Here is a 23,968-nt window from a genome sequence, read left to right as displayed (position 1 = left end):
AGCAGATCGTCCTGTTCACGCATCAGAGCAGATCCTCCACCCAGCCATCGAGACGCTCGAAGGCTTCGTTGAAGGTGCGGTCCAGTTGCAGCGGGGTGATCGACACGTACCCCTGCATCACCGCGTGAAAGTCGGTACCCGGCCCGCCGTCCTCGGCGTCACCGGCCACGGCGATCCAGTAGCCTTCCTTGCCACGCGGGTTGACCACCTTGGTCGGCGCCGCTGCCCGCGCCCGATGGCCGAGCCGGGTGAGCTGGATGCCACGAATGTGTTCCAGAGGCAGGTTTGGGATGTTCACGTTGAGCACGGTGCGAGGCGGCAGCTCCAGGCGCGACTGGGCTTCAACCAGGCGGCGGGCGATGTAGGCCGCGGTCGGCAGGTTGTCCGGCAGGCGCGACAACAGCGAGAACGCCAGCGATGTGCCGCCCAGGAAGCGCCCCTCCAGTGCCGCGGCGACCGTGCCGGAATAGAGCACGTCATCCCCGAGGTTGGCTCCCAGGTTGATACCGGACACGACCATATCGGGCGTCTCGGGCAACAACCCGTTGAGCCCTAAATGCACGCAGTCGGTGGGCGTGCCGTTCAGGCTGATGAAGCCGTTGGCCAAGGTCTGCGGATGCAGCGGCCGGTCCAGTGTCAGTGAACTGCTCGCACCGCTTTTGTCTTGATCCGGGGCAATCACCACGCACTCGGCGTAGTCCGCCAGCGCAGCATGCAGCGCGGCAAGGCCGGGTGCGGTAACACCGTCGTCATTCGAAATCAGAATACGCATGGGCTGTCCGTCTGCCCTGCCGGCACCAGATCGACGAGCTCGCGCACCACCACGGTGGCGAAGCATCCGGCCGGAAGGACGAATTCCAGTTGCAGGATATCAGGCTCGGGATAATGCCACGTCAGCCCGCCAATAGGGAGCCGCAGGATGCGTCGTTCGTGATTCATGCCTGCTCGTGCCAACCACTGGCACAGCGCCAGATGCCGATCGCCGATGGCTGTTTCCAGCATAGACGTATCGCCGCGGGTCGGTGAGACGCCTTCGCCCCAGAGCGGCCCGGTGGGATGCAAGTCAAGAATCGCCAGTCGTGGATCGGTACATTCCTGCTCACCCGCCGGGAAGAAACTGCGGCTTTCTGTGAAGGCCAGCAAATCACCGACCTGCGCTGTGTTCCAGCTGCCATCGGCGACACGCGCGGCCAGTACCTGGTTGAACACGTAGCTGCGCGCGGCGGACAACAGCCGCGAGCGGACATTGCGCTGCTCCGGCAACGCGTTTCGCTCGGCCCACTGGCGGGCGTCATGCACGTTGCCGCCCTCGTGGCCGAACCGTTGGCTGCCGAAGTAGTTGGGTACCCCGTGCTGCTTGAGTTGTTCCAGGCGCGCATCGAGGGCTTGGTGATCGGCCGCAAGGGCCGTGAGGCGCAAGGTGAAGCCGTTAGCCGAATGGGCCCCGCGCTGGAGCTTGCGCTGGTGACGCACCTGCTTGAGTACGCGCAGGCTTGCATCTTCGGCACGGGACAGGTCAGGGTCGGCCTTGCCCGGCAGGTGCAGACTGAACCACTGACGGGTCAGGGCCTGTCGGTCCTTGAGGCCGGCATAGCTGATTGAGCGAACCGGCACGCCGGCGGCACGCGCCAGGCGACGGGCCGCTTCCTCGGTGTTCAGGTCACGTTTTTCGACCCACAGCCAGAGGTGCTCGCCCTGGCCAGAGAGTGGAATGTCCAGCACTTCGTCGACCTGAAAGTCCTCAGCCACTGCCTTGAGCACCGCCTGGCCCAAGGAGCCCCCCCAGGCCCGTGGGCCCAGCAGTTCCAGTTCGGTCATGCTGGCAGCAACAGGGCCACCGCATGCACGGCGATGCCCTCCTCACGGCCGGTGAAACCCAGCTTCTCGGTGGTGGTGGCCTTGACGTTGACTTGGTCGAGTTCGACCTGCAGGTCTTCGGCGATCAACTGGCGCATGGTCGGGATATGCGGTGCCATCTTGGGTGCCTGGGCGACGATGGTGGTGTCGACGTTGCCGACCTTCCAGCCCTTGGCCTGAACGATGCCGACCACATGGCGCAGCAGCGCCCGGCTGTCGGCCCCTTTGAACTGAGGGTCGGTATCGGGGAAATGCTTGCCGATGTCGCCCAACGCCGCAGCGCCAAGCAGGGCATCGCTGAGCGCATGCAGCAGCACATCGCCGTCGGAATGGGCCAGCAGGCCGTATTTGTGGGGTATACGCACCCCGCCCAGGGTAATGAAATCACCGTCGCCGAAACGGTGGACATCGTAGCCGTGGCCAATACGCATAAGAAAAAGCCCTGAATGAGTCAGGGCTGGATTCTACCTGCTTTGCTGGATATTGGGGCTGCTTTGCAGCCCCTTTACCGCAGCGACCCTGCTGGTGCGAAGCGGCCGCAAAGAAGCCCCTGGATCAGACCCTGCCCAACGCCACCGCGTGATGGCGCAGGTGTTCATCGATGAAGCTGGCGATGAAGTAGTAGCTGTGGTCATAGCCAGGCTGCAAACGCAGCGTCAGCTCATGCCCTCCCTTGCGCGCCGCCTGCTCCAGCGCCTGGGGCTTGAGCTGCTTCTCGAGAAAGTCATCCCGGTCACCCTGGTCGATCAGCAGCGGCGGGCATTGCCCGGCGGCTGTCTCGGCCAGCAGTACGCTGGCATCCCACTCGCGCCAGCGCGCCCGGTCGTCCCCCAGGTAACGGGAGAAAGCCTTTTCACCCCACGGGCAATCCATCGGATTGCTGATCGGCGAAAAGGCCGACACCGAGCGATAGCGCCCAGGGTTGCGCAGGGCGCAAACCAAGGCACCGTGCCCACCCATGGAGTGGCCGCTGATACTGCGCAGGTCGGAGGCCGGAAAATGCGCCTCGACCAAGGCGGGCAGCTCCTGCACCACGTAGTCGTGCATGCGGTAGTGCTGAGCCCAGGGCTGCTGGGTGGCGTTGAGGTAGAAACCTGCGCCCAGACCAAAGTCCCAGGCGCCATCCGGGTCACCCGGCACCTGCTCGCCGCGCGGGCTGGTGTCGGGGGCAACGATGATCAGGCCAAGCTCTGCGGCCAGGCGCTGGGCGCCGGCCTTTTGCATGAAGTTCTCGTCCGTGCACGTCAGGCCACTGAGCCAGTACAACACCGGCAGTTTCTCGCCCTGCTCGGCCTGCGGCGGCAGGTAGACGGCGAACACCATGTCGCAACCCAGGACCTTGGAGGCGTGCCGGTAGCGCTTGTGCCAGCCGCCGAAGCTTTTCTGGCAGGAGATGTTTTCCAGGCTCATGGGCAAACCTCAGAAATGGATCACGCTGCGGATGCTCTTGCCTTCATGCATCAGGTCGAAGGCTTTGTTGATGTCCTCCAGGCCCATGGTGTGGGTGATGAAGGTATCCAGCGGGATCTCGCCTTTCTGCGACATTTCCACGTAGCTTGGCAGCTCGCTGCGACCACGCACACCGCCGAATGCCGAACCACGCCAGACTCGTCCGGTCACCAGCTGGAACGGACGGGTGGAGATTTCCTGCCCGGCGCCGGCGACACCGATGATCACCGACTCACCCCAACCTTTGTGGCAGCACTCCAGCGCCGCACGCATCAGCTGGACGTTGCCTACGCATTCGAAGGAGTAGTCCACACCACCGTCGGTGAGATCGACGATGACTTCTTGGATCGGACGGTCATAGTCCTTCGGGTTCACGCAGTCGGTGGCGCCAAGCTGGCGAGCGATCTCGAACTTGGCCGGGTTGATGTCCACGGCGATGATGCGCGAAGCCTTGGCCTTCACCGCACCGATGATCGCCGACAGACCGATGCCGCCCAGACCGAAGATGGCGACGGTGTCGCCAGCCTTGACCTTAGCGGTGTTGAGCACGGCACCGATACCGGTGGTGACACCGCATCCGAGCAGGCAGACCTTCTCCAGCGGCGCATCCTTGGCGATCTTGGCCACGGAGATTTCCGGCAACACGGTGTACTCGGAGAACGTCGAGGTGCCCATGTAGTGGAACAGTTGCTGGCCTTTATAGGAAAAACGGGTGGTGCCGTCCGGCATCAGGCCCTTGCCCTGAGTGGCGCGGATGGCCTGGCACAGGTTGGTCTTGCCCGAGCGGCAGAATTTGCACTGGCCGCATTCGGGGGTGTACAGCGGGATCACGTGGTCGCCGACAGCGACCGAGGTGACACCCTCGCCCACGGCTTCGACGATCGCACCGCCCTCGTGGCCCAGGATCGAGGGGAAGATACCTTCCGGGTCGGCGCCCGACAGGGTGTAGGCATCGGTATGGCAGACACCGCTCGCCACCACACGCAGGAGCACTTCACCCGCTTTGGGCATGGCCACGTCGACTTCGACGATTTCCAGGGGTTTCTTGGCCTCGAAGGCAACAGCGGCGCGGGACTTGATCATCAACGGAACTCCAGACAAGGGATGATTGCTTCGGCTCAGTGTAATTCAAGCACTTTTGATGAATAATCCGGCGCAAGTAAAAACATTATTGCCATGCAGGGATAATCAATGAGCAGTCGCTGGGAAGGCATCGACGAATTCGTCGCGGTGGCCGAGTCAGGCCAGTTCACCGCCGCCGCCGAACGTCTGGGTGTTTCGTCCTCGCACATCAGCCGACAAATCGCTCGTCTGGAAGAGCGCTTGCAGACACGGCTTCTGTACCGCAGTACCCGCCGGGTGACCCTGAGCGAGGCAGGGCAGACCTTCCTGCAACATTGCCAGCGCTTGCAGGACGGACGCGAAGAAGCCCTGCGCGCCATGGGCGACCTTGCCAGCGAGCCCAAAGGGCTGTTGCGCATGACCTGCGCGGTGGCTTATGGAGAACGCTTCATCGTCCCCCTAGTGACGCGCTTCATGGCCCTGTATCCGCAACTGCGCGTTGAGGTGGAACTGAGCAACCGCACCTTGGACTTGGTGCATGAGGGAATGGACCTGGCGATACGCCTCGGGCGTCTGCAGGACTCACGCCTGGTGGCTACGCGCTTGGCTCCCCGGCGCATGTACCTGTGCGCCTCCCCCGCCTACCTTGAGCGCTATGGTCGCCCCCACAGCCTGTCGGAACTGACTCGGCACAACTGCCTGATCGGCAGTTCCGACCTCTGGGTATTGCAGCAGGATGGGCGGGAGTTGAGTCAGCGGGTGCAGGGCAACTGGCGCTGCAACAGCGGGCAGGCAGTGCTGGATGCAGCATTGTTGGGCATGGGGTTGTGCCAGTTGCCGGACTATTACGTACTTGAGCACCTCAACAGCGGTGCGCTGGTATCGCTGCTCGAAGCGCACCAGCCACCGAACACGGCTGTGTGGGCGCTGTACCCGCAGCAAAGGCACTTGTCACCGAAAGTGCGGCGGCTGGTGGACTTTCTGAAGGAAGGGCTGGCGGGGCTGCCAGAGTATCGGCAAAACTGAGGATTCCGATGACCTCTTCGCCGGGGGCACTTGCGAAGAGGTGGACGCAGGCGTTCGGTTTCAGCGACGGGCGGCCCAGCGCTGGCGCAACCATTCCAAGTCTTCCGGGCGGGTGACTTTTATGTTGTCGCTGCGCCCTTCAATCAAGCGCGGCGCCTGACCGGACCATTCGATGGCCGAGGCCTCGTCCGTGACCACCACATCGGAGACCAGGCATTCGGCCAGGGCCCGGTGCAAGGCCCCCAGGCGGAACATCTGCGGCGTGTAGGCCTGCCAGATGGTGCTGCGATCCACCGTGGCACTGACCCGTCCATTGGCATCGGCACGCTTGAGCGTGTCGCGAGCAGGCACCGCAAGTAAACCTCCGACAGGATCGTCGGCCAACTCCGACAGCAACCGATCCAGATCACTGCGTGCCAGGTTCGGTCGCGCCGCGTCATGCACCAGCACCCAGTCGCTGTCCGCCGCCCCTTGGGCATGCAAAAGCAATAGTGCATTGAGCACCGAGTCGGCCCGCTCACGCCCCCCGGCCGCACGCTGTATGCGTGGGTCGTTGGCACAGCGTAGGCCAGGCCAGTAGGGATCATCGGCGGCAATGCTGACCACCACGCCCTTGAGCGAGGGGTGGCCGAGAAAACAGTCGAGGCTATGCTCGAGAAGGGTCTGCCCGCCCAATTGCAGATACTGCTTGGGACGATCGGCAGCCATGCGGGCACCGACGCCCGCGGCGGGAATCACGGCCCAGAAAGCCGGTAGCGTCTGCGTCATTTCTGCGGCAACTGGTAGAGGGTTTCACCCTCCTTGACCATCCCCAATTCGTGACGAGCCCGCTCTTCGACGGTCTCCATACCTTTTTTCAACTCCAGAACTTCAGCATCCAGCACGCGATTACGCTCGAGCAGCCGCTCGTTCTCGGCATGCTGTTCGGCGATCTGCTGCTTGAGCTCGGCCACTTGCGCCAGGCTGCCGTTACCCACCCAAAGGCGGTACTGCAGGCCGCCGAGCAGCAGGAGCAGGACGAGAAACAACCAATAGGGACTGCGCATCAAGATATCCAGAGGTAAAAGGCCGCCGCAGCGAGCTTCCAATAGCACGAAGCCTGGCCGAGGCCAGGCTTCGTCGACAGAAACCCGTAAGAGGCGTCTGACAGCTCAGTACGAACGTTCAGACGGCCTCGGCTGCTGCCTTTTTACCATCTCTTGCTCAGCCGCGAAACTCGGCACGACCGCGGTACACGGCCTTGGCGCCCAGTTGCTCTTCGATACGCAGCAGCTGGTTGTACTTCGAGACGCGGTCGGAACGGCACAGCGAACCGGTCTTGATCTGGCCAGCAGCGGTACCGACGGCCAGATCGGCGATGGTGGAGTCCTCGGTTTCACCCGAACGGTGGGAGATGACCGCGGTGTAGCCGGCAGCCTTGGCCATCTGGATGGCTTCCAGGGTTTCGGTCAGCGAGCCGATCTGGTTGAACTTGATCAGGATCGAGTTACCGATGCCCTTCTCGATGCCTTCCTTGAGGATCTTGGTGTTGGTCACGAACAGGTCGTCGCCGACCAGCTGTACCTTGGCACCGATCTTGTCGGTGAGGATCTTCCAGCCAGCCCAGTCGGACTCGTCCAGGCCATCTTCGATCGAGATGATCGGGAAGCGCTCGGTCAAGCCCTTGAGGTAATCGGCAAAGCCTTCGGCATCGAACGACTTGCCTTCGCCAGACAGGTTGTACTTGCCGTCTTCGTAGAACTCGGAAGCCGCGCAGTCCAAGGCCAGGGTCACGTCGGTGCCCAGCTTGTAGCCGGCCTTCTCGACTGCCTCGGCGATGGCGCCCAGGGCGTCTTCGTTGGAGGTCAGGTTTGGCGCGAAACCACCTTCGTCACCCACAGCGGTGTTCAGGCCACGAGCCTTGAGCACGGCTTTGAGGTGGTGGAAGATTTCGGTACCCATGCGCAGGGCATCGGAGAAGGTCTTGGCGCCAACCGGCTGAACCATGAACTCCTGGATGTCGACGTTGTTGTCGGCGTGCTCGCCGCCGTTGATGATGTTCATCATCGGAACCGGCATGGAGTACTGGCCTGGGGTGCCATTGAGGTTGGCGATGTGTGCGTACAGCGGCAGGTCCTGATCCTGGGCAGCAGCCTTGGCGGCAGCCAGGGAGACGGCCAGGATGGCGTTGGCGCCCAGCTTGGCCTTGTTCTCGGTACCGTCCAGTTCGATCATGGCGCGGTCCAGGGCCTTCTGGTCGGCCGGGTCCTTGCCCAGCAGCAGGTCGCGGATCGGGCCGTTGATGTTGGCAACAGCCTTCAGCACGCCCTTGCCCAGGTAACGGCTCTTGTCGCCATCACGCAGCTCCAGCGCTTCACGCGAGCCGGTGGAAGCACCGGACGGCGCGCAGGCGCTGCCGATGATGCCGTTGTCGAGCAGAACATCGGCTTCCACGGTGGGGTTGCCACGCGAATCGAGAACTTCACGACCTTTGATGTCGACGATTTTTGCCATTGTTGTAAGCACTCCAGAATTGACGAAAACAACGCAGCTAAGGAAATCTGGGCGTTCGCCAGGCAGTTCGGAAACGGGCAGGCCTGGCGAAGGCGACCCCTGACCGTTCGGTCAGGGGTGAGGGCGGTACTTTACCGGAGAAATGAGCTTTACGCGGTCTCTACCGTCGGAAAACTTTTCACCAGGTCGTCCAGTTGCTTGAGCTGGGCCAGGAACGGCTCCAGCTTGTCCAGGCGCAGGGCGCAAGGACCATCGCACTTGGCGTTGTCCGGGTCCGGGTGGGCTTCCAGGAACAGCCCGGCCAAGCCTTGGCTCATGCCGGCCTTGGCCAGGTCGGTGACCTGGGCGCGACGACCACCGGCGGAATCGGAGCGACCGCCCGGCATCTGCAGGGCATGGGTCACATCGAAGAACACCGGATACTCGAACTGCTTCATGATGCCGAAGCCGAGCATGTCCACGACGAGGTTGTTGTAGCCGAAGCTCGAACCACGCTCGCAGAGGATCAACTGGTCGTTACCGGCTTCTTCGCACTTGGTCAGGATGTGCTTCATTTCCTGAGGCGCGAGGAACTGAGCCTTCTTGATGTTGATCACGGCGCCGGTCTTGGCCATCGCCACGACCAGGTCGGTCTGGCGCGACAGGAAGGCTGGCAGCTGGATGATGTCGCACACCTTGGCGACGGGCTCGGCTTGGTAGGGCTCGTGCACGTCGGTGATCACCGGCACCTTGAAGGTCTGCTTGATCTCTTCGAAGATCTTCAGCCCTTCTTCCATGCCCGGACCACGATAGGAGTTGATCGACGAACGGTTGGCCTTGTCGAAGCTGGCCTTGAACACGTAAGGGATACCGAGCTTCTCGGTGACCCGCACGTAGGCTTCGCAGACCTTCAGGGCCAGGTCACGGGACTCCAGGACGTTCATGCCGCCGAACAGGACGAACGGCTTGTCGTTGGCGATCTCGATGCTACCGACGCGAATGATCTTCTGGGTCATGGATCAGGCCTTGTTCTTCTGGGCCAGGGCCGCCTTGACGAAACCACTGAACAGCGGGTGGCCGTCACGTGGGGTCGAGGTGAACTCGGGGTGGAACTGGCAAGCGACGAACCATGGGTGGTCCTTGGACTCGACCACTTCAACCAGCGCACCGTCCTCGGAACGACCGGATACCACCAAGCCTGCCTCGACCAGCTGTGGCAGCAGGTTGTTGTTCACTTCGTAGCGGTGGCGGTGACGCTCGGTGATCACATCCTTGCCATAGCAGTCATGGACCTTGGAGCCGGCCGCCAGCTGGCAGTCCTGAGCACCCAGGCGCATGGTGCCGCCCAGGTCGGAAGCTTCGGAACGGGTCTCGACCGCGCCGGTGGCATCGGCCCATTCGGTGATCAGGCCGACGACCGGGTGGCCGCTGTTGCGGTCGAACTCGGTGGAGTTCGCGTCTTTCCAGCCCATCACGTTACGTGCGAACTCGATGACCGCGACCTGCATGCCCAGACAGATGCCCAGGTACGGCACCTTGTTTTCGCGCGCGTACTGGACAGCGGTGATCTTGCCTTCGACGCCGCGCAGACCGAAACCGCCCGGGACGAGTATGGCATCGGCGCCTTCGAGCAGGCTGGTGCCCTGGTTCTCGATGTCTTCGGAGTCGATGTAGCGCAGGTTGACCTTGGTGCGGTTCTTGATGCCCGCGTGGCTCATGGCCTCGATCAGCGACTTGTACGCATCCAGCAGTTCCATGTACTTGCCGACCATGGCGATGGTGACTTCATGCTCAGGGTTCAGCTTGGCATCGACGACCTGGTCCCACTCGGACAAATCGGCGCTGCTGCACTGCAGGCCGAAGCGCTCGACGACGAAGTCGTCCAGGCCCTGGGCATGCAATACACCTGGGATCTTGTAGATGGTATCGACGTCTTGCAGAGAGATCACCGCACGCTCTTCGACGTTGGTGAACAGGGCGATCTTGCGGCGCGACGACGCGTCGACCGGGTGGTCGGAACGGCAGATCAGCACGTCCGGCTGCAGGCCGATGGAGCGCAGTTCCTTGACCGAATGCTGGGTCGGTTTGGTCTTGGTCTCGCCGGCAGTGGCGATGTAAGGAACCAGGGTCAGGTGCATCAGCATGGCGCGCTTGGAACCCACTTCGACGCGCAGCTGGCGGATCGCCTCGAGGAACGGCTGCGACTCGATGTCACCGACGGTGCCACCGATCTCGACCAGGGCAACGTCGGCATCGCCGGCGCCCTTGATGATGCGACGCTTGATCTCGTCGGTGATGTGCGGGATGACCTGGATGGTCGCGCCCAGGTAGTCGCCACGGCGCTCCTTGCGCAGCACATGCTCGTAGATACGGCCGGTGGTGAAGTTGTTGTTCTGGGTCATGGTGGTGCGGATGAACCGCTCGTAGTGGCCCAGGTCGAGGTCGGTCTCGGCGCCATCGTGGGTGACGAACACTTCACCATGCTGGAACGGGCTCATGGTGCCGGGGTCGACGTTGATGTACGGATCCAGCTTGAGCATGGTGACCTTGAGCCCCCGCGCCTCCAGGATGGCCGCCAAGGAAGCCGAGGCAATGCCTTTCCCCAATGAAGAAACAACACCGCCCGTGACGAATATGTAGCGCGTCATGAAAAACCCTAGAAGTCTGCGTTAAAGCGGTCAGCGCCGCCGGAGAAAGCGAAGGAAGGCCGAAGCCCCCGATCACCTGCGTCAATCACAGTGCATCTCGAACAACTGCCGCGTCTGTACAAACCAGGGATATCCCCGGCATGGAGCTCGCTCGTCATTTTAAGAATCAGCCCAGCAAAAAACTGCTTGGTAATCGGCAACTGCTGTGTTTTCGAGGAACCCACAGAAGCTGTATCAAGAAGGGAGGGTAGTCTACCGGAATGTACCCTTCAGCTCAAACCTTGCACGCTCGTCGGCGGCCGCCAATGCAACTGGATACCGCCCTGCCCTGCCAGCGGCAGGTTGGCCACTGCCAGCAGGCGCTCGCCCTGCCACAGCAGTGGTAAACGCGAGCGCACGAAATGCGGGACTTGCAGCTCGTTCAGCAAGCGCTTGAGGTCACGACGGCCCCGTCCTGGCACCTCGAGCATCTCGCCGCCCTGACGGTAGCGCACCTGCACCTCACCTGGCGGACAATCACCCTGCACGGACACGCAACCATTACCGGGTAACGTCAGAGGCACGCTTGGGTCCGCCCAGGCCAGAACGCCCTGGACCGGCACCAGCCATTGACCCTTCAACCACCAGATGCGCCCATGACTGCGCTGCAACTCACCATCGCCCAGCCGCCACACCGGCTGGGCATCGACGACTGCGTCACGCAGGCTGTCCCAGCCGGCCCAATGACGGGCGTCGGGTAACCGAGTCCGACGGCTCAACCAATATTGCAGGGCATTTCGCTGGCGCGCTGGCGATAATGCCTCAAGCGCGGCCAGATCGAGAGAGTCCAGGCCGAGCCAGGCAAACGGTGCCCCTTGTGCGGCTCCCGCCAGATCATCTGCCGCCAGCTCGTCCAGCAAGCCCAGGGCCTCGCCCAAATGCCCAGCACTGCGGGCAAGATTGCTCGCGGCCTGAGGCCAACGATGATTCAGCACAGGGAATACCTCGCCGCGCAGGTAGTTTCGGGCATAGGTGGTATTGGCGTTGGAGGGATCCTCGATCCAGCAAAGCCCCTGTGCATTGGCCTGCGCGAGCAACTGCGCCCGCCCGACCGCCAGCAGGGGCCGGGCCAGCCACCCCTGCCCCAGGGGGCGTGCTGCCGGCATGGCCGCCAGCCCGCGCAGTCCGGCACCGCGCAACAGACGAAAGAGCAAGGTCTCGGCCTGGTCCTCGCGGTGCTGACCTGTGAACAGCACCTCCCCAGCCCCGAGCACTTGCGCGAATGCGGCATAGCGGGCATCCCGGGCCGCCTGTTCCAGGCTGGCACCGGGCGTGACCTGAACATGGATGACCTGGAGCTCGAGACCCAGCCCATCACAGATCGACTGGCAATGTTGCGGCCAATCATCAGCAGCGGCTTGCAGGCCATGATGGATGTGCACGGCGCGCAGTGGCGGGGCGCGATGACGACGGGCGTAATCGGCCAGCAGCTGCAGCAGGACGGTGGAGTCGAGGCCGCCGGAGAAAGCGACGTACCAGGCGGGGGCATTGAGCCAGGGGGAAAGTTGAGCGGTGAGGTTGATCATCAGGACCTCACATGACGGAGGATCATCGCAGATGCTTCGCGCCCCTTTCGCGAGTGAACCCGCTCCCACAATAGCACTGCGATCTAGGGCAATGCCGTCGTGGAAGGAGCGGGTTTATCCGAAGATAGGCGCGACGCCCCCGAATGGGTCAGACGCCGTAGCTCATCAGGCGATCGTAACGACGGGCCAGCAGCGCATCGTGATCGAACTTGCCCAGCATCTCGAGCTGCTCGACCAGGTCGGCACGGATGCTTTCGGACATCTTCGCAGGGTCACGGTGGGCGCCGCCCAGAGGCTCGCTGATGACCTTGTCGACGATGTTCAGGCTCTTCAGGCGCTCGGCGGTGATGCCCATTGCCTCGGCAGCATCGGCGGCCTTGTCGGCGGTCTTCCACAGGATCGAGGCGCAGCCTTCCGGCGAGATCACCGAGTAGGTGGAATACTGCAGCATGTTCAATTGGTCGCACACGCCGATGGCCAGCGCACCACCGGAACCGCCCTCACCGATGACGGTGGCGATGATCGGGGTCTTCAGGCGTGCCATTACCCGCAGGTTCCAGGCGATGGCCTCGCTCTGGTTGCGCTCCTCGGCGTCGATACCAGGGTAGGCACCCGGAGTATCGATGAAGGTCAGGATAGGCATCTTGAAGCGCTCGGCCATTTCCATCAGGCGGCAGGCCTTGCGGTAGCCTTCCGGACGCGGCATGCCAAAGTTGCGGCGCACCTTTTCACGCACTTCACGGCCCTTCTGGTGACCGATGACCATGACCGGCTTGCCGTCCAGGCGCGCGGTACCGCCGACGATCGCAGCATCGTCAGCGAAGTGACGGTCGCCGTGCAGCTCTTCGAACTCGGTGAAGATGTGGTCGATGTAGTCCAGGGTATAGGGACGACGAGGGTGACGGGCCAGACGGGCGATTTGCCAGCTGGTCAGGTTGCCGAAGATGCTTTCGGTCAGGGTATTGCTCTTGTCTTGCAGACGGGCAATTTCATCGCTGATGTTCAGCGAATTGTCGTTGCCCACCAGGCGCAGCCCTTCGATCTTGGCTTGCAGGTCGGCAATCGGCTGTTCGAAATCGAGGAAATTCGGGTTCATAGGCATCCGTCTTGGGTCTACGGCCAGGCGGCCGGCCGGTTGATCCGTTTGGCGCCCTACCTTAAGGGATCAGGCGCATTCAGGTCGAGATTAAAATTCGTCGGTTCAGCGGTATTGCAGGAAGACGTTCTCACGTCCGAACTGGTCACGCAGCGCTTGAATCAGGCCGTCGGCGGGATCGATCGACCACTCGTCGCCAAACTGCAGCATCGCCCGCGCCTCGCTCCCGGTGTACTCCAAGGTGATCGGGCAGCCACCGCGATGACGGGTGATCAGCTCGCCCAGCCAGGCCAGTCGGTCGCCCTTGAGGGCCTCGTGGGCCACCTTCAGGCGCAGACTCTCGGCCAGCTTGGTGCGGGCATCCTCCATGGTCATCACCTGCTTGACCCGCAGGCGCAGGCCGCCGGAAAAGTCGTCGTGACTGACCTCTCCTTCCACCACCACCATCGCATCCGTCTGCAACAGGGCCTGAGCCGCCATGAACGCATCGGCAAACAAAGAAGCCTCGATACGCCCGGAACGGTCGTCGAGGGTGACGAAGCCCATCTTGTCGCCTTTCTTGTTCTTCATCACCCGCAGCGCAATGATCATGCCTGCCACGGTCTGGGTGTCGCGGGACGGCTTGAGATCAATGATGCGCTGGCGCGCGAAGCGGCGAATCTCGGTCTCGTACTCGTCGATCGGGTGGCCGGTCAGGTACAGGCCCAAGGTGTCCTTCTCGCCCCGCAGACGCTCCTTCAGGGTCAGCTCGCGCACCTTGCGGTGGTTGGCGTAGACGTCGGAGTCCTGTTCGACGAACAAGCCGCCGAACAGATCCACGTGACCGCTGTCGGCAGTACGAGCGATCTGCTCGGCAGCCTTGATCGCCTCTTCCAGGGCCGAAAGCAGCACCGCACGGTTGCGGTCGATGTTGGCCTGGTAGGCCTTGATTTCGTCATGGAAGTACGGGCCCAGGCGGTCAAGCGCGCCACTGCGGATCAGCGCATCGAGCGTTCGCTTGTTGATACGCTTGAGATCGACGCGCTCGCAGAAGTCGAACAGGTTCTTGAATGGCCCGCCCTCGGCACGCGCTTCGACGATGGCCTCGACCGGGCCCTCACCGACGCCCTTGATCGCCCCGAGCCCATAAACGATGCGGCCATCGTCGTTGACCGTGAACTTGAAGTCGGAGTTGTTCACATCCGGCGCGTCCAGGCGCAGCTTCATGCTGCGCACTTCTTCGATCAGCACCACCACCTTGTCGGTGTTGTGCATATCCGCCGACAGGACCGCAGCCATGAAAGGCGCCGGGTAGTGGGTCTTGAGCCAGGCTGTCTGATAGGACACCAGGCCATAGGCGGCCGAGTGGGACTTGTTGAAACCGTAACCTGCGAATTTCTCCACCAGGTCGAAGATGTTGCCCGCCAGGTCTGCATCGATACCGTTGTTGGCGCAACCTTCGATGAAGCCGCCGCGCTGCTTGGCCATTTCCTCGGGCTTTTTCTTACCCATGGCGCGACGCAGCATGTCGGCGCCGCCCAAGGTATAGCCGGCCATGACCTGGGCGATCTGCATCACCTGTTCCTGGTACAGGATGATGCCGTAGGTCGGCGCCAGTACCGGCTTGAGGCCTTCGTACTGGTAGTCCGGGTGCGGGTAGGCCAGCTCGGCGCGTCCGTGCTTACGGTTGATGAAGTCATCCACCATGCCCGATTGCAGCGGGCCGGGGCGGAACAGCGCCACGAGTGCGATGAGGTCTTCCAGGCAGTCGGGCTTGAGCTTCTTGATCAGCTCCTTCATACCGCGCGACTCGAGCTGGAACACAGCCGTGGTCTCGGCCTTTTGCAAAAGCTCGTAGGTCTTCTTGTCGTCCAGCGGGATGAAGTCGATGTTGACATCGGGCAGGTTCTTCTTGGCCTGCTCGCGGTTGATCGTCTCCATCGCCCACTTGATGATGGTCAGGGTACGCAGGCCGAGGAAGTCGAACTTCACCAGGCCCGCAGCCTCGACGTCATCCTTGTCGAACTGGGTCACCAGGCCGCCACCCTCTTCATCACAGGCGATCGGTGAGAAGTCAGTGAGCTTGGTCGGCGCGATCACCACGCCCCCGGCGTGCTTGCCGGTGCCTCGGGTAACGCCTTCGAGCTTCAGGGCCATGTCCCAGATTTCGCGGGCATCCTCGTCGCTCTTGAGGAAGTCGCGCAGGATTTCTTCCTGCTCGTAGGCCTTCTCCAGAGTCATGCCCACTTCGAACGGGATCATCTTCGACAGGCGGTCGGCCAGACCATAGGACTTGCCCTGGACCCGGGCCACGTCCCGCACCACCGCCTTGGCCGCCATGGTGCCGAAGGTGATGATCTGGCTGACTGCATTACGCCCGTAGGCCTCGGCCACGTAGTCGATCACCCGGTCGCGGCCATCCATGCAGAAGTCGACGTCGAAGTCGGGCATGGAAATACGTTCTGGGTTGAGGAAGCGCTCGAACAGCAGGTCATAGGCCAGCGGGTCGAGGTCGGTGATCTTCAACACATAAGCCACCAGCGAGCCCGCACCCGACCCCCGGCCAGGCCCCACCGGCACCCCGTTGTTCTTGGCCCACTTGATGAAGTCCATAACGATCAGGAAGTAACCGGGGAAGCCCATCTGGATGATGATATCCAGCTCGAACTTCAGGCGGTCCAGATAGACCTGGCGCTTCTCTTCGTAATTGGGCGTGGTCTCCTTGGGCCAGAGCACCGCCAGGCGCTCTTCCAGGCCTTCGTGGGAGACGTGACGCAGGTAGTCGTCGATGCCCATGCCGTTGGGCGTCGGGAAATCGGGGAGGAAGTACTTGCCCAACTGCACGGTGATGTTGCAGCGCTTGGCGATTTCCACGGTGTTGGCGATGGCGTCCGGCAGGTCGCTGAACAGCTCGGCCATTTCCTCGGCGGACTTGAGGTACTGCTGGTCGCTGTAGGCACGGGGCCGGCGCGGATCGTCGAGGGTCCAGCCCTCGCCGATGCAGACGCGGGTCTCGTGGGCGTCGAAGTCGGACTGCTTGATGAAACGCACATCGTTGGTCGCCACCAAGGGCGCACCGAAGCGGTCGGCCAGCGCCACGGCGGCATGCACGTACTCTTCGTCACCGCTGCGATTGGTCCGCTGCACCTCGACGTAGAAACGGTCGGGGAACATGCCCATCCAATCGCCAAGCAGCGCCTGAGCCTCGTCCTGGCGCCCCGCCATGAGCGCCATGCCGATGTCGCCTTCCTTGCCAGCGGACAGCGCGATCAGCCCTTCGCTGGCGGGGGCGATCCACTCGCGCTGGATGATCACCAAGCCGTTGCGCTGGCCTTCGGTCCAGCCGCGGGAAATCAATTCCGTGAGGTTGCGATAGCCCTTGGGGTTCATGGCCAGGAAGCAGATCCGCGAGAGCGGCGCTTCCGGGTCGCTGCCAGCCAGCCACAGGTCGGCACCACAGATCGGCTTGATGCCGGCGCCCATGGCGGTTTTGTAGAACTTCACCAGGGAGCACATGTTGCTCTGGTCGGTAATCGCCACCGCCGGCATGTTCATTCCGGCCAGTGCCTTGGCCAGCGGCTTGATCCGCACCAGGCCGTCGACCAGCGAAAATTCGGAGTGCACGCGAAGGTGAACGAAGGAAACCGACATGGAAAATCCTATAGCAGTGCCAGACAACAAGAGCGGGATTGTAGCGTAAAAGCCATGAAAGTTTGGGGCCGCAAAGCGGCCCCAATCGATCAGATCAAAGAGTCGGTGATGCCCTCACGGGCCTCCCACGCCGCGCGCACCGGGGCGAAGGAACGCCGATGTATCGGCGTCGGCCCCAGACGCGCCAACGCCTCAAGGTGCACAGGCGTCGGATACCCTTTGTGCCCGCCGATCCCGTAGCCCGGATAGATCAGCTCGAACGCGCTCATCTCACGATCACGGGTGACCTTGGCCAGGATCGAGGCAGCCGCGATGGCCGGCACCTGGGCGTCCCCTTGAATCACAGGCGCCGCCGGCACCGCCAGCTTGGGGCAGCGGTTGCCATCGATCAGGGCGAGCTTGGGCGTGATGCTCAGCCCCTCGACCGCACGCTGCATGGCCAGCATCGTGGCCTGGAGAATGTTCAGTCGGTCGATTTCCTCGACCTCCGCCCGGGCAATGCAAAAGCTCAAAGCTTTTTCGCAGATCTCGTCGAACAGCGCTTCACGCTTGGCCTCGGTGAGCTTCTTCGAATCGTTGAGGCCAAGAATCGGCCGCTGCGGATCGAGAATCACTGCCGCGGTGACCACCGCCCCGCAGAGCGGGCCGCGACCAACTTCATCGACACCGGCGACCAACTCCTCGACCAGGTTGAAATCCAGCCCCATTTGCATCCTATCGGTCTCCCAGCAAGGCCAGCACCGCCTCGGCCGCCTGGTTGGAGGCGTCACGACGCAGGGTGCGGTGGATCTGGTCGAAACTTTCGGTCTGCTGCGCGCCGTTGCTGATCAGCGGTGCCACGGTCTGGGCCAAGGCTTCACTGGTGGCGGCGTCCTGCAGCAGCTCCGGCACCAGCAGGCGCTGGGCCAGCAAGTTGGGCAGCGACACGTAGGGGCTCTTCACCATGCGCTTGAGAATCCAGTAGGTCAGCGGTGCCAGGCGATAGGCGACCACCATAGGCCGCTTGTACAGCAGCGCCTCCAGGGTCGCGGTACCTGAAGCGATGAGCACCGCGTCGCAGGCTGCCAGGGCCTGGTGCGAGCGGCCATCGAGCAGGGTCACCGGCAGGTCGCGGCCCTGCAGCATCTGCTCGAGCTGGGCGCGTCGCGCCGGGTTGGCGCAGGGCGAGACGAAACGCACGCCCGGCACCAGCTCACGCAGACGCTGGGCCGTATCGAGGAACAACTCGCCCAGCCGGCCGACTTCACCACCACGACTGCCCGGCATCAAGGCCACCAATGGCCCCTCGCCCGCGCCTATGGCGTCACGGGCGGCCTGACGGTCGGCTTCGAGCGGGATCGTGTCCGCCAGCGGATGGCCGACGAAGCGCACCGGCACGCCCTTCTCTTCGTAGAATTTCGCCTCGAAGGGGAACAAGGTGAGCATCAGGTCGCAGCCTTCGCGGATCTTGAGCACACGCTTCTGCCGCCAGGCCCAGACCGAAGGGCTGACGTAATGCACGGTCTTGATCCCGGCCTGACGCAGCTTCAGTTCGATATTGAGAGTGAAATCCGGCGCATCGATGCCGATGAACACGTCGGGCTTTTCGGCGATGAGGGTGCTGATCAGTTCCTTGCGGCGCTTGAGCAGCTCGCGCAAGCGCCCGAGCACCTCGACCAACCCCATGACCGCCAGGCGCTCCATGGGGAAGTAGGACACCATACCCTCGGCCTCCATCAAGGGACCGCCGACGCCAATGAAACGCACATCGGGATGGCGCGCCTTTAGCGCGCGCATCAGACCGGAGCCGAGAATATCGCCGCTGGCCTCACCCGCGACCAGCGCCACGCAAAGCTGGGCCATGTCAGCGGGTGATGCCGCGGGCGGAACTGAGAATCGACTGACGGAACAGTTCGACCTCGCGGTATTGGGAAGCAAGCTCGCCCAGCTCGTTGAGCGCATCTTCCACGGTCAGGCCGTGGCGATAGACGATCTTGTAGGCGCGGCGCAGGGCGTGGATGACTTCGTCACTGAAGCCCCGACGGCGCATGCCCTCGAAGTTCATGCTGCGTGCCTCGGCAGGGCTGCCGAACACCGTGACGAAAGCTGGCACGTCCTTGCCGATGGCCGTCCCCATGCCAGAGAAGGCATGGGCACCGATATGGCAGTACTGATGGACCAGGGTATAGCCGGACAGGATCGCCCAGTCACCCACGTGCACATGGCCGGCCAACGCAGTGTTGTTGACCAGGATGCAGTGGTTGCCGATGACGCTGTCATGCCCGATATGGGCATAGGCCATGATCAGGTTGTGGTCGCCCAGCGTGGTTTCCGAGCGGTCCTGAATGGTGCCTCGGTGAATGGTCACGCCTTCGCGGATCACGTTGTGGTCCCCGATCACCAGACGCGTGGGTTCGCCCTTGTACTTGAGGTCAGGGGTATCTTCGCCGATGGAAGAGAACTGGAAGATACGGTTGTGCTTGCCGATGCGGGTCGGACCTTTGAGCACCACATGAGGTCCGATGACGGTGCCCTCGCCAATCTCCACGCCTGGGCCTACGATCGACCAGGGGCCCACCTCGACACCGTCGGCAATCTTGGCCGACGGATCGATGATCGCCCGAGGATCAATCGAACTCATAGGGAGCGTTCCGCGCAAGTGATCTCTGCCGAGCAGACCGGCTTGCCGTCGACCAGGGCGCGGCACTCGAACTTCCAGATCATGCTCTTACGGCTGAGGAACTTGGCTTCCAGCACCAGCTGGTCGCCTGGCAGCACCGGCTGGCGGAAGCGCAGCTTGTCGGAGCCGACGAAATAGTAAAGAGTGCCGTCCGCCGGCTTGGCATCGAGCATCTTGAATCCGAGAATCCCGGCCGCCTGGGCCATCGCCTCGATGATCAGCACGCCCGGCATGATTGGATGCGCCGGGAAGTGGCCATTGAAGAACGGCTCGTTGATGCTGACATTCTTGTAGGCACGAATGCTCTGGGCCTCGAAATCCAGATCCGTGACCCGGTCCACCAGCAGGAACGGGTAACGGTGAGGCAGGTATTCGCGAATCTCGTTGATGTCCATCATTTCGGGGGGAAGCCTGTAATAAGAATAGGGAGCGCAGGTGCTGACCACACGCTCCTTTTGCAATCCAAAGAGGAGCCAGCTAGCGTCTGTTCACTCTTGCTCAGGGAATGGTATCAGCCTTCTGATGTCGGCTGGCCACCTGAGGTCACGGTATCGACACGTTTTTCCAACTGCTGGAGACGCTTGGACATTTCATCCAACTGGCGGATACGCGCGGCGCTCTTGCGCCATTCGGCCAGAGGCTGCATGGCCGTGCCGGAAGAATAGCCGCCCGGCTCGGTGATCGAACGGGTGACCATGGTCATACCGGAAACGAATACGTTGTCGCAGACATCGATGTGACCCACCATGCCGACGCCACCGGCGATCATGCAATGCTTGCCGATGCGCGTGCTGCCGGAGATCCCGACACAGGCCGCCATTGCCGTGTGGTCACCGACCTGCACGTTGTGGGCGATCTGGATCTGGTTGTCGAGCTTGACGCCATTGCCGATACGAGTGTCCGACAGTGCACCGCGGTCAACGGCGGTGTTCACACCGATCTCAACGTCGTCACCCAGCGTCACACCGCCGATCTGGGCGATCTTCTGCCAGACGCCCTTCTCGTTGGCAAAGCCAAAGCCTTCCCCACCGATCACGGCACCGGACTGGATCACCACCCGCTTGCCGATGGTCACGTCGTGGTACAGCGTGACCCGCGGAGCGAGCCAACCACCCTCACCGATCACGCAACGTGCGCCAATAAAACAATGGGCGCCGACCGTCACGTTCGCGCCGATCCGGGCGCCGCTTTCGATCACGGCGAACGGGCCAATGCTGGCGCTGGCATCGACCTGTGCATTCTCATGTACCACGGCGCTGGGATGAATTCCCGCCACAGCCTTGGGCTTTGGATCGAACAGGTGCGAAATGCGGGCATACGCAAGGTATGGGTCCGCCACGATCAGTGCGTTGCCGGCGAAGCCTTCGGCGTCCTCGGCCTTGAGCAACACCGCGCCTGCCTGGGAATCGTCCAGGTACTTGCGGTACTGCTTGTTGGCAAGGAAGCTCAGCTGCCCGGCGGTGGCCTCCTGCAAGGTGGCCAATCCGGTGATTTGCAGCGCCTCTGGGCCTTTGAGCTGCGCCCCGAGGGCCTCGGCCAATTGGCCGAGCGTCATGGTCACGGTCATATCAACGGGCTTGGTTCATGCGCTCGATGACCTGGCGGGTGATGTCGTACTGCGGCTTGACATCGATTACCGCGCCGCGCTCGAGCACCAGGTCATAGCCACCTTTCTTGATCACTTCCTCGACAGCACCATCCAGCTTGGGCTTGAGCTGCTTGAGCATGTCACGGTCAGCAACGGCCTTGGCTTCGTTCAGCTCCTTGGACTGGAACTGGAAGTCGCGGGCCTTTTGCTTGAACTCGAGCTCCAGGCGCTCACGCTCCTGCTGCTGCATCTTGTCGCCACCCTTGATCAGGCGGTCCTGGATGCCTTTGGCACTGCTTTCCAGGTTCTTGAGCTTGGTCAGTTGTGGACCGAACTTCTTCTCGGCATCGACGGCGTACTTCTTGGCCGCGTCGGATTCGAGCAGCGCCATCTGATAGTTCAGCACGGCGACCTTCATTTCGGCGAAAGCCGGGGTGGCGACCAGCGCCGCGGCCATCACGGCCAGTTGGGTCAACTTACGCACGATGCACTCCTGGATAAACCGTTGTCGTTAAGCAAGGGCCGACCTTAGAAGGTCTGGCCCAGAGAGAATTGGAACACCTGGGTATCGGCGTCGTCCGGCTTCTTCACCGGCATCGCCAGGCTGAAGCTCAGCGGACCCAGCGCAGTGATCCAGGTGACGCCCAGACCGACAGAGCTTGCCATGCCCGAGAAACCGACCTTTTCGCAATCAGGCTTGTTGCCGCAATTGGTGTCGAACACGTTACCCACGTCCCAGAACACGGAAGTACGCAGGGAGCGCTGGTCTTTGACGAACGGCAGCGGGAACAGCAACTCGGCACCGCCCTGGACAAGGACGTTACCACCGAATGGCAGCGGATCCTGGTCCGGGTCCTTGATGGTGCCCGGCTTGGTGCCCTGGCTCGGCGTACTGCGGGGACCCAGACTGCTGTCCTTGAAGCCACGCACCGAGTTGAAGCCACCCGCGAAGTAGTTCTCGTAGAACGGCAGGCCGTCGGTGGAGCCGAAACCATCACCATAGCCCAATTCGGTGTGCAAGCGCAGGGTGTAGTCGTTGGTGATTGGCTTGAACAGCTGGCCGCGGTAGTCGATCTTGAAGAACGACAGGTCGCTGCCTGGAGTGGTTACCTCGGCGCTCAGGCTCTGGGAGTGACCACGGGTCGCCAGCACGCCCTTGTTGAGGGTCGATTCCGACCAGCCCGCCGAAGCCTTGAAGTTCAGGAAGCTGTCATCGCCTTCCTTATCCAGGAAGTCGAAGATCTCGTCGACGGTGTACTTGCCGGTCTTGATCTTGTCCTGCTGTACGTTCAGGCCGAAGGTCAGGCGCGAGGTTTCGCTGATCGGGTAACCGACGCTGACGCCAGCGCCCAGGCTGTCCACCGCATAGCTGGCCACGTCGACATCGAGGTCGTCATAGTCGGTGCTGCGGTAGAAGGCGTTGTAACCCAGGCTGACGCCGTCGGCGGTCCAGTAGGGGTCTACGAAGCCGAAGTTGTAGCGGGTCTGGTATTCCGAACGGGTCAGACCAACGGAAACCTTGTTACCGGTACCCAGGAAGTTGCTCTGGCTGATCGAACCACCCAGGATCAGGCCTGCGCTCTGGGCGAAACCGACGCTGGCGGTGATCGAGCCGGAGGCCTGCTCTTCAACGCTGTAGTTGACGTCGACCTGGTCGTCGGTGCCCGGCACCGGCGGGGTCTCGACGTTAACTTCCTTGAAGAAGCCCAGGCGCTCCAGACGGGTCTTGGACTGGTCGATCAGGTAGGTCGAGGCCCAGCCGCCTTCCATCTGGCGCATTTCGCGACGCAGCACTTCGTCTTCGGTCTTGGTGTTGCCGCGGTAGTTGATACGGTTGACGTAGGCACGCTTGCCCGGATCGACCACGAACATGATGTCGACGGTATGGTCTTCGTCGTGCGGCTGCGGCACGCCGTTGACGTTGGCGAAGGTGTAGCCTTCGTTACCCAGACGACGGGTGATCAGGTCGGAGGTGGTGGTCATCACCTTGCGCGAGAACACCTGGCCTGGCTGCACCAGCAACAGCGACTTGACCTGGTCTTCCGGCACCTTGAGGTCACCGGAGAGCTTCACGTCGCGTACGGTGTACTTCTCGCCTTCGTTGATGTTGACGGTGATGTAGACGTGCTTCTTGTCCGGGGTGATGGACACCTGGGTGGAAGCGATGTCCATGTTGATGTAGCCGCGGTCCAGGTAGTAGGAGCGCAGACGCTCCAGGTCACCGGAGAGCTTCTCGCGGGCATACTTGTCGTCGTTCTTGAAGAAGGACAGCCAGTTGGTGGTCTTGAGCTCGAACAGCTGGCTCAGTTCCTCGTCATCGAAGACATTGTTGCCAACGATGTTGATGTGCTGGATGGCAGCGACGGTGCCTTCGTTGATCTTGATCTTCAGGCCGACACGGTTGCGTGGTTGCGGTACCACTTCAGCGTCGACTTCGGCCGAGTAGCGGCCCTGGGCCACGTACTGGCGCTGCAGTTCGTTACGCACACCTTCGAGGGTGGCGCGCTGGAAGATTTCGCCTTCGGCCAGGCCGGACTGTTTCAGGCCCTTCATCAGGTCTTCGGTGCTGATCGCCTTGTTGCCTTCGATCTCGATGCTCGAAACCGATGGACGCTCGACCACGTTGATGATCAGGACATTGCCGTCGCGGCTCAGCTGGATGTCCTGGAAGAAGCCGGTCTTGAACAGGGAGCGCGTGGACTCGACCAGGCGGCGATCGTCGGCCTGGTCACCCACGTTCAAGGGCAAGGCACCGAACACGCTGCCCGCGGAGACCCGCTGCAGACCATTGACGCGAATATCGGAGATGGTGAAGGACTCGGCGTGAACTTCAGCGATCATCAGTGCGGAGAGGACCGCAGTTAGCAGCAGACGTTTCATGAAGTCCTTTTATTCCAACTGGCAATAAACAACCCG

General features: G+C 62.4%; 21 protein-coding genes. 1 reads left to right on the top strand and 20 read right to left on the bottom strand.

The window, feature by feature from the left end:
- Positions 1 to 22: 22 nt before the first annotated feature.
- The 5 genes from surE to AB1N67_RS05645 form a co-directional block, all read right to left on the bottom strand.
- Entirely contained in the window at positions 23 to 772 is a 750-nt protein-coding gene (surE, locus tag AB1N67_RS05665) for a 5'/3'-nucleotidase SurE (RefSeq protein WP_043208815.1), read from the bottom strand.
- Positions 760 to 1,818 carry a tRNA pseudouridine(13) synthase TruD gene (gene truD / locus AB1N67_RS05660; RefSeq protein ID WP_090346093.1) on the bottom strand — a complete coding sequence of 353 codons (1,059 nt, stop codon included), beginning with the start codon at positions 1,816 to 1,818 and terminating at the stop codon, positions 760 to 762. The genes surE and truD overlap by 13 nt, the downstream gene beginning before the upstream one ends.
- Complete coding sequence (ispF, locus tag AB1N67_RS05655; RefSeq protein WP_043208819.1) at positions 1,815 to 2,288, bottom strand: 2-C-methyl-D-erythritol 2,4-cyclodiphosphate synthase; 474 nt, start codon at positions 2,286 to 2,288, stop codon at positions 1,815 to 1,817. The genes truD and ispF overlap by 4 nt, the downstream gene beginning before the upstream one ends.
- Before the next feature lie 124 nt (positions 2,289 to 2,412).
- Positions 2,413 to 3,273, bottom strand: a complete 861-nt coding sequence (fghA, locus tag AB1N67_RS05650) for an S-formylglutathione hydrolase (protein ID WP_177343691.1) — start codon at positions 3,271 to 3,273, stop codon at positions 2,413 to 2,415.
- A gap of 3 nt (positions 3,274 to 3,276) precedes the next feature.
- A complete protein-coding gene (locus tag AB1N67_RS05645; RefSeq protein WP_043208823.1) occupies positions 3,277 to 4,389 on the bottom strand; it encodes an S-(hydroxymethyl)glutathione dehydrogenase/class III alcohol dehydrogenase in 1,113 nt (370 codons plus the stop codon).
- A 108-nt stretch (positions 4,390 to 4,497) separates the two neighbouring features.
- Between AB1N67_RS05645 and AB1N67_RS05640 the strand changes: the two genes are divergently transcribed.
- Positions 4,498 to 5,394, top strand: a complete 897-nt coding sequence (locus AB1N67_RS05640) for a LysR substrate-binding domain-containing protein (protein ID WP_043208825.1) — start codon at positions 4,498 to 4,500, stop codon at positions 5,392 to 5,394.
- Between the two features lie 60 nt (positions 5,395 to 5,454).
- Here AB1N67_RS05640 and ispD read toward each other — a convergent pair whose 3' ends face one another.
- The 15 genes from ispD to bamA all read right to left on the bottom strand — a co-directional run bounded on the left by ispD (position 5,455) and on the right by bamA (position 23,932).
- Positions 5,455 to 6,162, bottom strand: a complete 708-nt coding sequence (gene ispD / locus AB1N67_RS05635) for a 2-C-methyl-D-erythritol 4-phosphate cytidylyltransferase (RefSeq protein WP_102082223.1) — start codon at positions 6,160 to 6,162, stop codon at positions 5,455 to 5,457.
- Entirely contained in the window at positions 6,159 to 6,440 is a 282-nt protein-coding gene (gene ftsB, locus AB1N67_RS05630; RefSeq protein WP_043208829.1) for a cell division protein FtsB, read from the bottom strand. Before ftsB ends, ispD begins: the two co-directional genes overlap by 4 nt.
- 157 nt (positions 6,441 to 6,597) lie before the next feature.
- On the bottom strand, positions 6,598 to 7,887 hold the full coding sequence (gene eno, locus AB1N67_RS05625) for a phosphopyruvate hydratase (protein ID WP_043208831.1): 1,290 nt from the start codon (positions 7,885 to 7,887) through the stop codon (positions 6,598 to 6,600).
- A gap of 149 nt (positions 7,888 to 8,036) precedes the next feature.
- Positions 8,037 to 8,882 carry a 3-deoxy-8-phosphooctulonate synthase gene (kdsA, locus tag AB1N67_RS05620; protein WP_043208834.1) on the bottom strand — a complete coding sequence of 282 codons (846 nt, stop codon included), beginning with the start codon at positions 8,880 to 8,882 and terminating at the stop codon, positions 8,037 to 8,039.
- Positions 8,883 to 8,885: 3 nt separating this feature from the next.
- On the bottom strand, positions 8,886 to 10,514 hold the full coding sequence (locus AB1N67_RS05615; protein WP_043208837.1) for a CTP synthase: 1,629 nt from the start codon (positions 10,512 to 10,514) through the stop codon (positions 8,886 to 8,888).
- 269 nt (positions 10,515 to 10,783) lie between these two features.
- Positions 10,784 to 12,079: a tRNA lysidine(34) synthetase TilS gene (gene tilS, locus AB1N67_RS05610; protein ID WP_090346085.1), complete on the bottom strand. Its 1,296-nt coding sequence runs from the start codon at positions 12,077 to 12,079 to the stop codon at positions 10,784 to 10,786.
- Positions 12,080 to 12,227: 148 nt separating this feature from the next.
- A complete protein-coding gene (locus AB1N67_RS05605) occupies positions 12,228 to 13,175 on the bottom strand; it encodes an acetyl-CoA carboxylase carboxyltransferase subunit alpha (protein ID WP_043208841.1) in 948 nt (315 codons plus the stop codon).
- 105 nt (positions 13,176 to 13,280) lie between these two features.
- Positions 13,281 to 16,805, bottom strand: coding sequence for a DNA polymerase III subunit alpha (gene dnaE / locus AB1N67_RS05600; RefSeq protein ID WP_102082221.1), 3,525 nt, complete (start codon positions 16,803 to 16,805; stop codon positions 13,281 to 13,283).
- Positions 16,806 to 16,894: 89 nt separating this feature from the next.
- Positions 16,895 to 17,518 (bottom strand): ribonuclease HII, encoded by a 624-nt coding sequence (rnhB, locus tag AB1N67_RS05595; RefSeq protein WP_043208846.1) that lies wholly within the window; start codon positions 17,516 to 17,518, stop codon positions 16,895 to 16,897.
- A gap of 1 nt (position 17,519) precedes the next feature.
- Positions 17,520 to 18,647 (bottom strand): lipid-A-disaccharide synthase, encoded by a 1,128-nt coding sequence (lpxB, locus tag AB1N67_RS05590; RefSeq protein ID WP_367863589.1) that lies wholly within the window; start codon positions 18,645 to 18,647, stop codon positions 17,520 to 17,522.
- A 1-nt stretch (position 18,648) separates the two neighbouring features.
- Entirely contained in the window at positions 18,649 to 19,425 is a 777-nt protein-coding gene (lpxA, locus tag AB1N67_RS05585) for an acyl-ACP--UDP-N-acetylglucosamine O-acyltransferase (protein ID WP_367863588.1), read from the bottom strand.
- On the bottom strand, positions 19,422 to 19,862 hold the full coding sequence (gene fabZ / locus AB1N67_RS05580) for a 3-hydroxyacyl-ACP dehydratase FabZ (RefSeq protein ID WP_003252314.1): 441 nt from the start codon (positions 19,860 to 19,862) through the stop codon (positions 19,422 to 19,424). The genes lpxA and fabZ overlap by 4 nt, the downstream gene beginning before the upstream one ends.
- A 113-nt stretch (positions 19,863 to 19,975) precedes the next feature.
- Entirely contained in the window at positions 19,976 to 21,031 is a 1,056-nt protein-coding gene (lpxD, locus tag AB1N67_RS05575; RefSeq protein WP_102082219.1) for a UDP-3-O-(3-hydroxymyristoyl)glucosamine N-acyltransferase, read from the bottom strand.
- Between the two features lies 1 nt (position 21,032).
- Complete coding sequence (locus AB1N67_RS05570) at positions 21,033 to 21,536, bottom strand: OmpH family outer membrane protein (RefSeq protein ID WP_043208855.1); 504 nt, start codon at positions 21,534 to 21,536, stop codon at positions 21,033 to 21,035.
- Positions 21,537 to 21,580: 44 nt separating this feature from the next.
- Positions 21,581 to 23,932: an outer membrane protein assembly factor BamA gene (bamA, locus tag AB1N67_RS05565; protein WP_043208857.1), complete on the bottom strand. Its 2,352-nt coding sequence runs from the start codon at positions 23,930 to 23,932 to the stop codon at positions 21,581 to 21,583.
- Positions 23,933 to 23,968 lie beyond the last annotated feature (36 nt).

The organism is Pseudomonas guariconensis, from assembly GCF_040822035.1.
Taxonomy (GTDB): domain Bacteria; phylum Pseudomonadota; class Gammaproteobacteria; order Pseudomonadales; family Pseudomonadaceae; genus Aquipseudomonas; species Aquipseudomonas guariconensis.
This window is presented reverse-complemented; position numbering and strand designations above follow the sequence as displayed.

Excerpts from the sequence above, each read along its gene's own strand:
- eno (WP_043208831.1), bottom strand. The coding sequence starts at position 7,887 with ATGGCAAAAATCGTCGACATCAAAGGTCGTGAAGTTCTCGATTCGCGT.
- ispF (WP_043208819.1), bottom strand. The coding sequence starts at position 2,288 with ATGCGTATTGGCCACGGCTACGATGTCCACCGTTTCGGCGACGGTGAT.
- dnaE (WP_102082221.1), bottom strand. The coding sequence starts at position 16,805 with ATGTCGGTTTCCTTCGTTCACCTTCGCGTGCACTCCGAATTTTCGCTG.
- ispD (WP_102082223.1), bottom strand. The coding sequence starts at position 6,162 with ATGACGCAGACGCTACCGGCTTTCTGGGCCGTGATTCCCGCCGCGGGC.
- fabZ (WP_003252314.1), bottom strand. The coding sequence starts at position 19,862 with ATGATGGACATCAACGAGATTCGCGAATACCTGCCTCACCGTTACCCG.
- AB1N67_RS05605 (WP_043208841.1), bottom strand. The coding sequence starts at position 13,175 with ATGAACCCGAATTTCCTCGATTTCGAACAGCCGATTGCCGACCTGCAA.
- surE (WP_043208815.1), bottom strand. The coding sequence starts at position 772 with ATGCGTATTCTGATTTCGAATGACGACGGTGTTACCGCACCCGGCCTT.
- AB1N67_RS05640 (WP_043208825.1), top strand. The coding sequence starts at position 4,498 with ATGAGCAGTCGCTGGGAAGGCATCGACGAATTCGTCGCGGTGGCCGAG.
- tilS (WP_090346085.1), bottom strand. The coding sequence starts at position 12,079 with ATGATCAACCTCACCGCTCAACTTTCCCCCTGGCTCAATGCCCCCGCC.
- lpxB (WP_367863589.1), bottom strand. The coding sequence starts at position 18,647 with ATGGCCCAGCTTTGCGTGGCGCTGGTCGCGGGTGAGGCCAGCGGCGAT.
- rnhB (WP_043208846.1), bottom strand. The coding sequence starts at position 17,518 with ATGCAAATGGGGCTGGATTTCAACCTGGTCGAGGAGTTGGTCGCCGGT.
- lpxA (WP_367863588.1), bottom strand. The coding sequence starts at position 19,425 with ATGAGTTCGATTGATCCTCGGGCGATCATCGATCCGTCGGCCAAGATT.
- AB1N67_RS05645 (WP_043208823.1), bottom strand. The coding sequence starts at position 4,389 with ATGATCAAGTCCCGCGCCGCTGTTGCCTTCGAGGCCAAGAAACCCCTG.
- AB1N67_RS05615 (WP_043208837.1), bottom strand. The coding sequence starts at position 10,514 with ATGACGCGCTACATATTCGTCACGGGCGGTGTTGTTTCTTCATTGGGG.
- kdsA (WP_043208834.1), bottom strand. The coding sequence starts at position 8,882 with ATGACCCAGAAGATCATTCGCGTCGGTAGCATCGAGATCGCCAACGAC.
- truD (WP_090346093.1), bottom strand. The coding sequence starts at position 1,818 with ATGACCGAACTGGAACTGCTGGGCCCACGGGCCTGGGGGGGCTCCTTG.
- ftsB (WP_043208829.1), bottom strand. The coding sequence starts at position 6,440 with ATGCGCAGTCCCTATTGGTTGTTTCTCGTCCTGCTCCTGCTGCTCGGC.
- lpxD (WP_102082219.1), bottom strand. The coding sequence starts at position 21,031 with ATGACCGTGACCATGACGCTCGGCCAATTGGCCGAGGCCCTCGGGGCG.
- bamA (WP_043208857.1), bottom strand. The coding sequence starts at position 23,932 with ATGAAACGTCTGCTGCTAACTGCGGTCCTCTCCGCACTGATGATCGCT.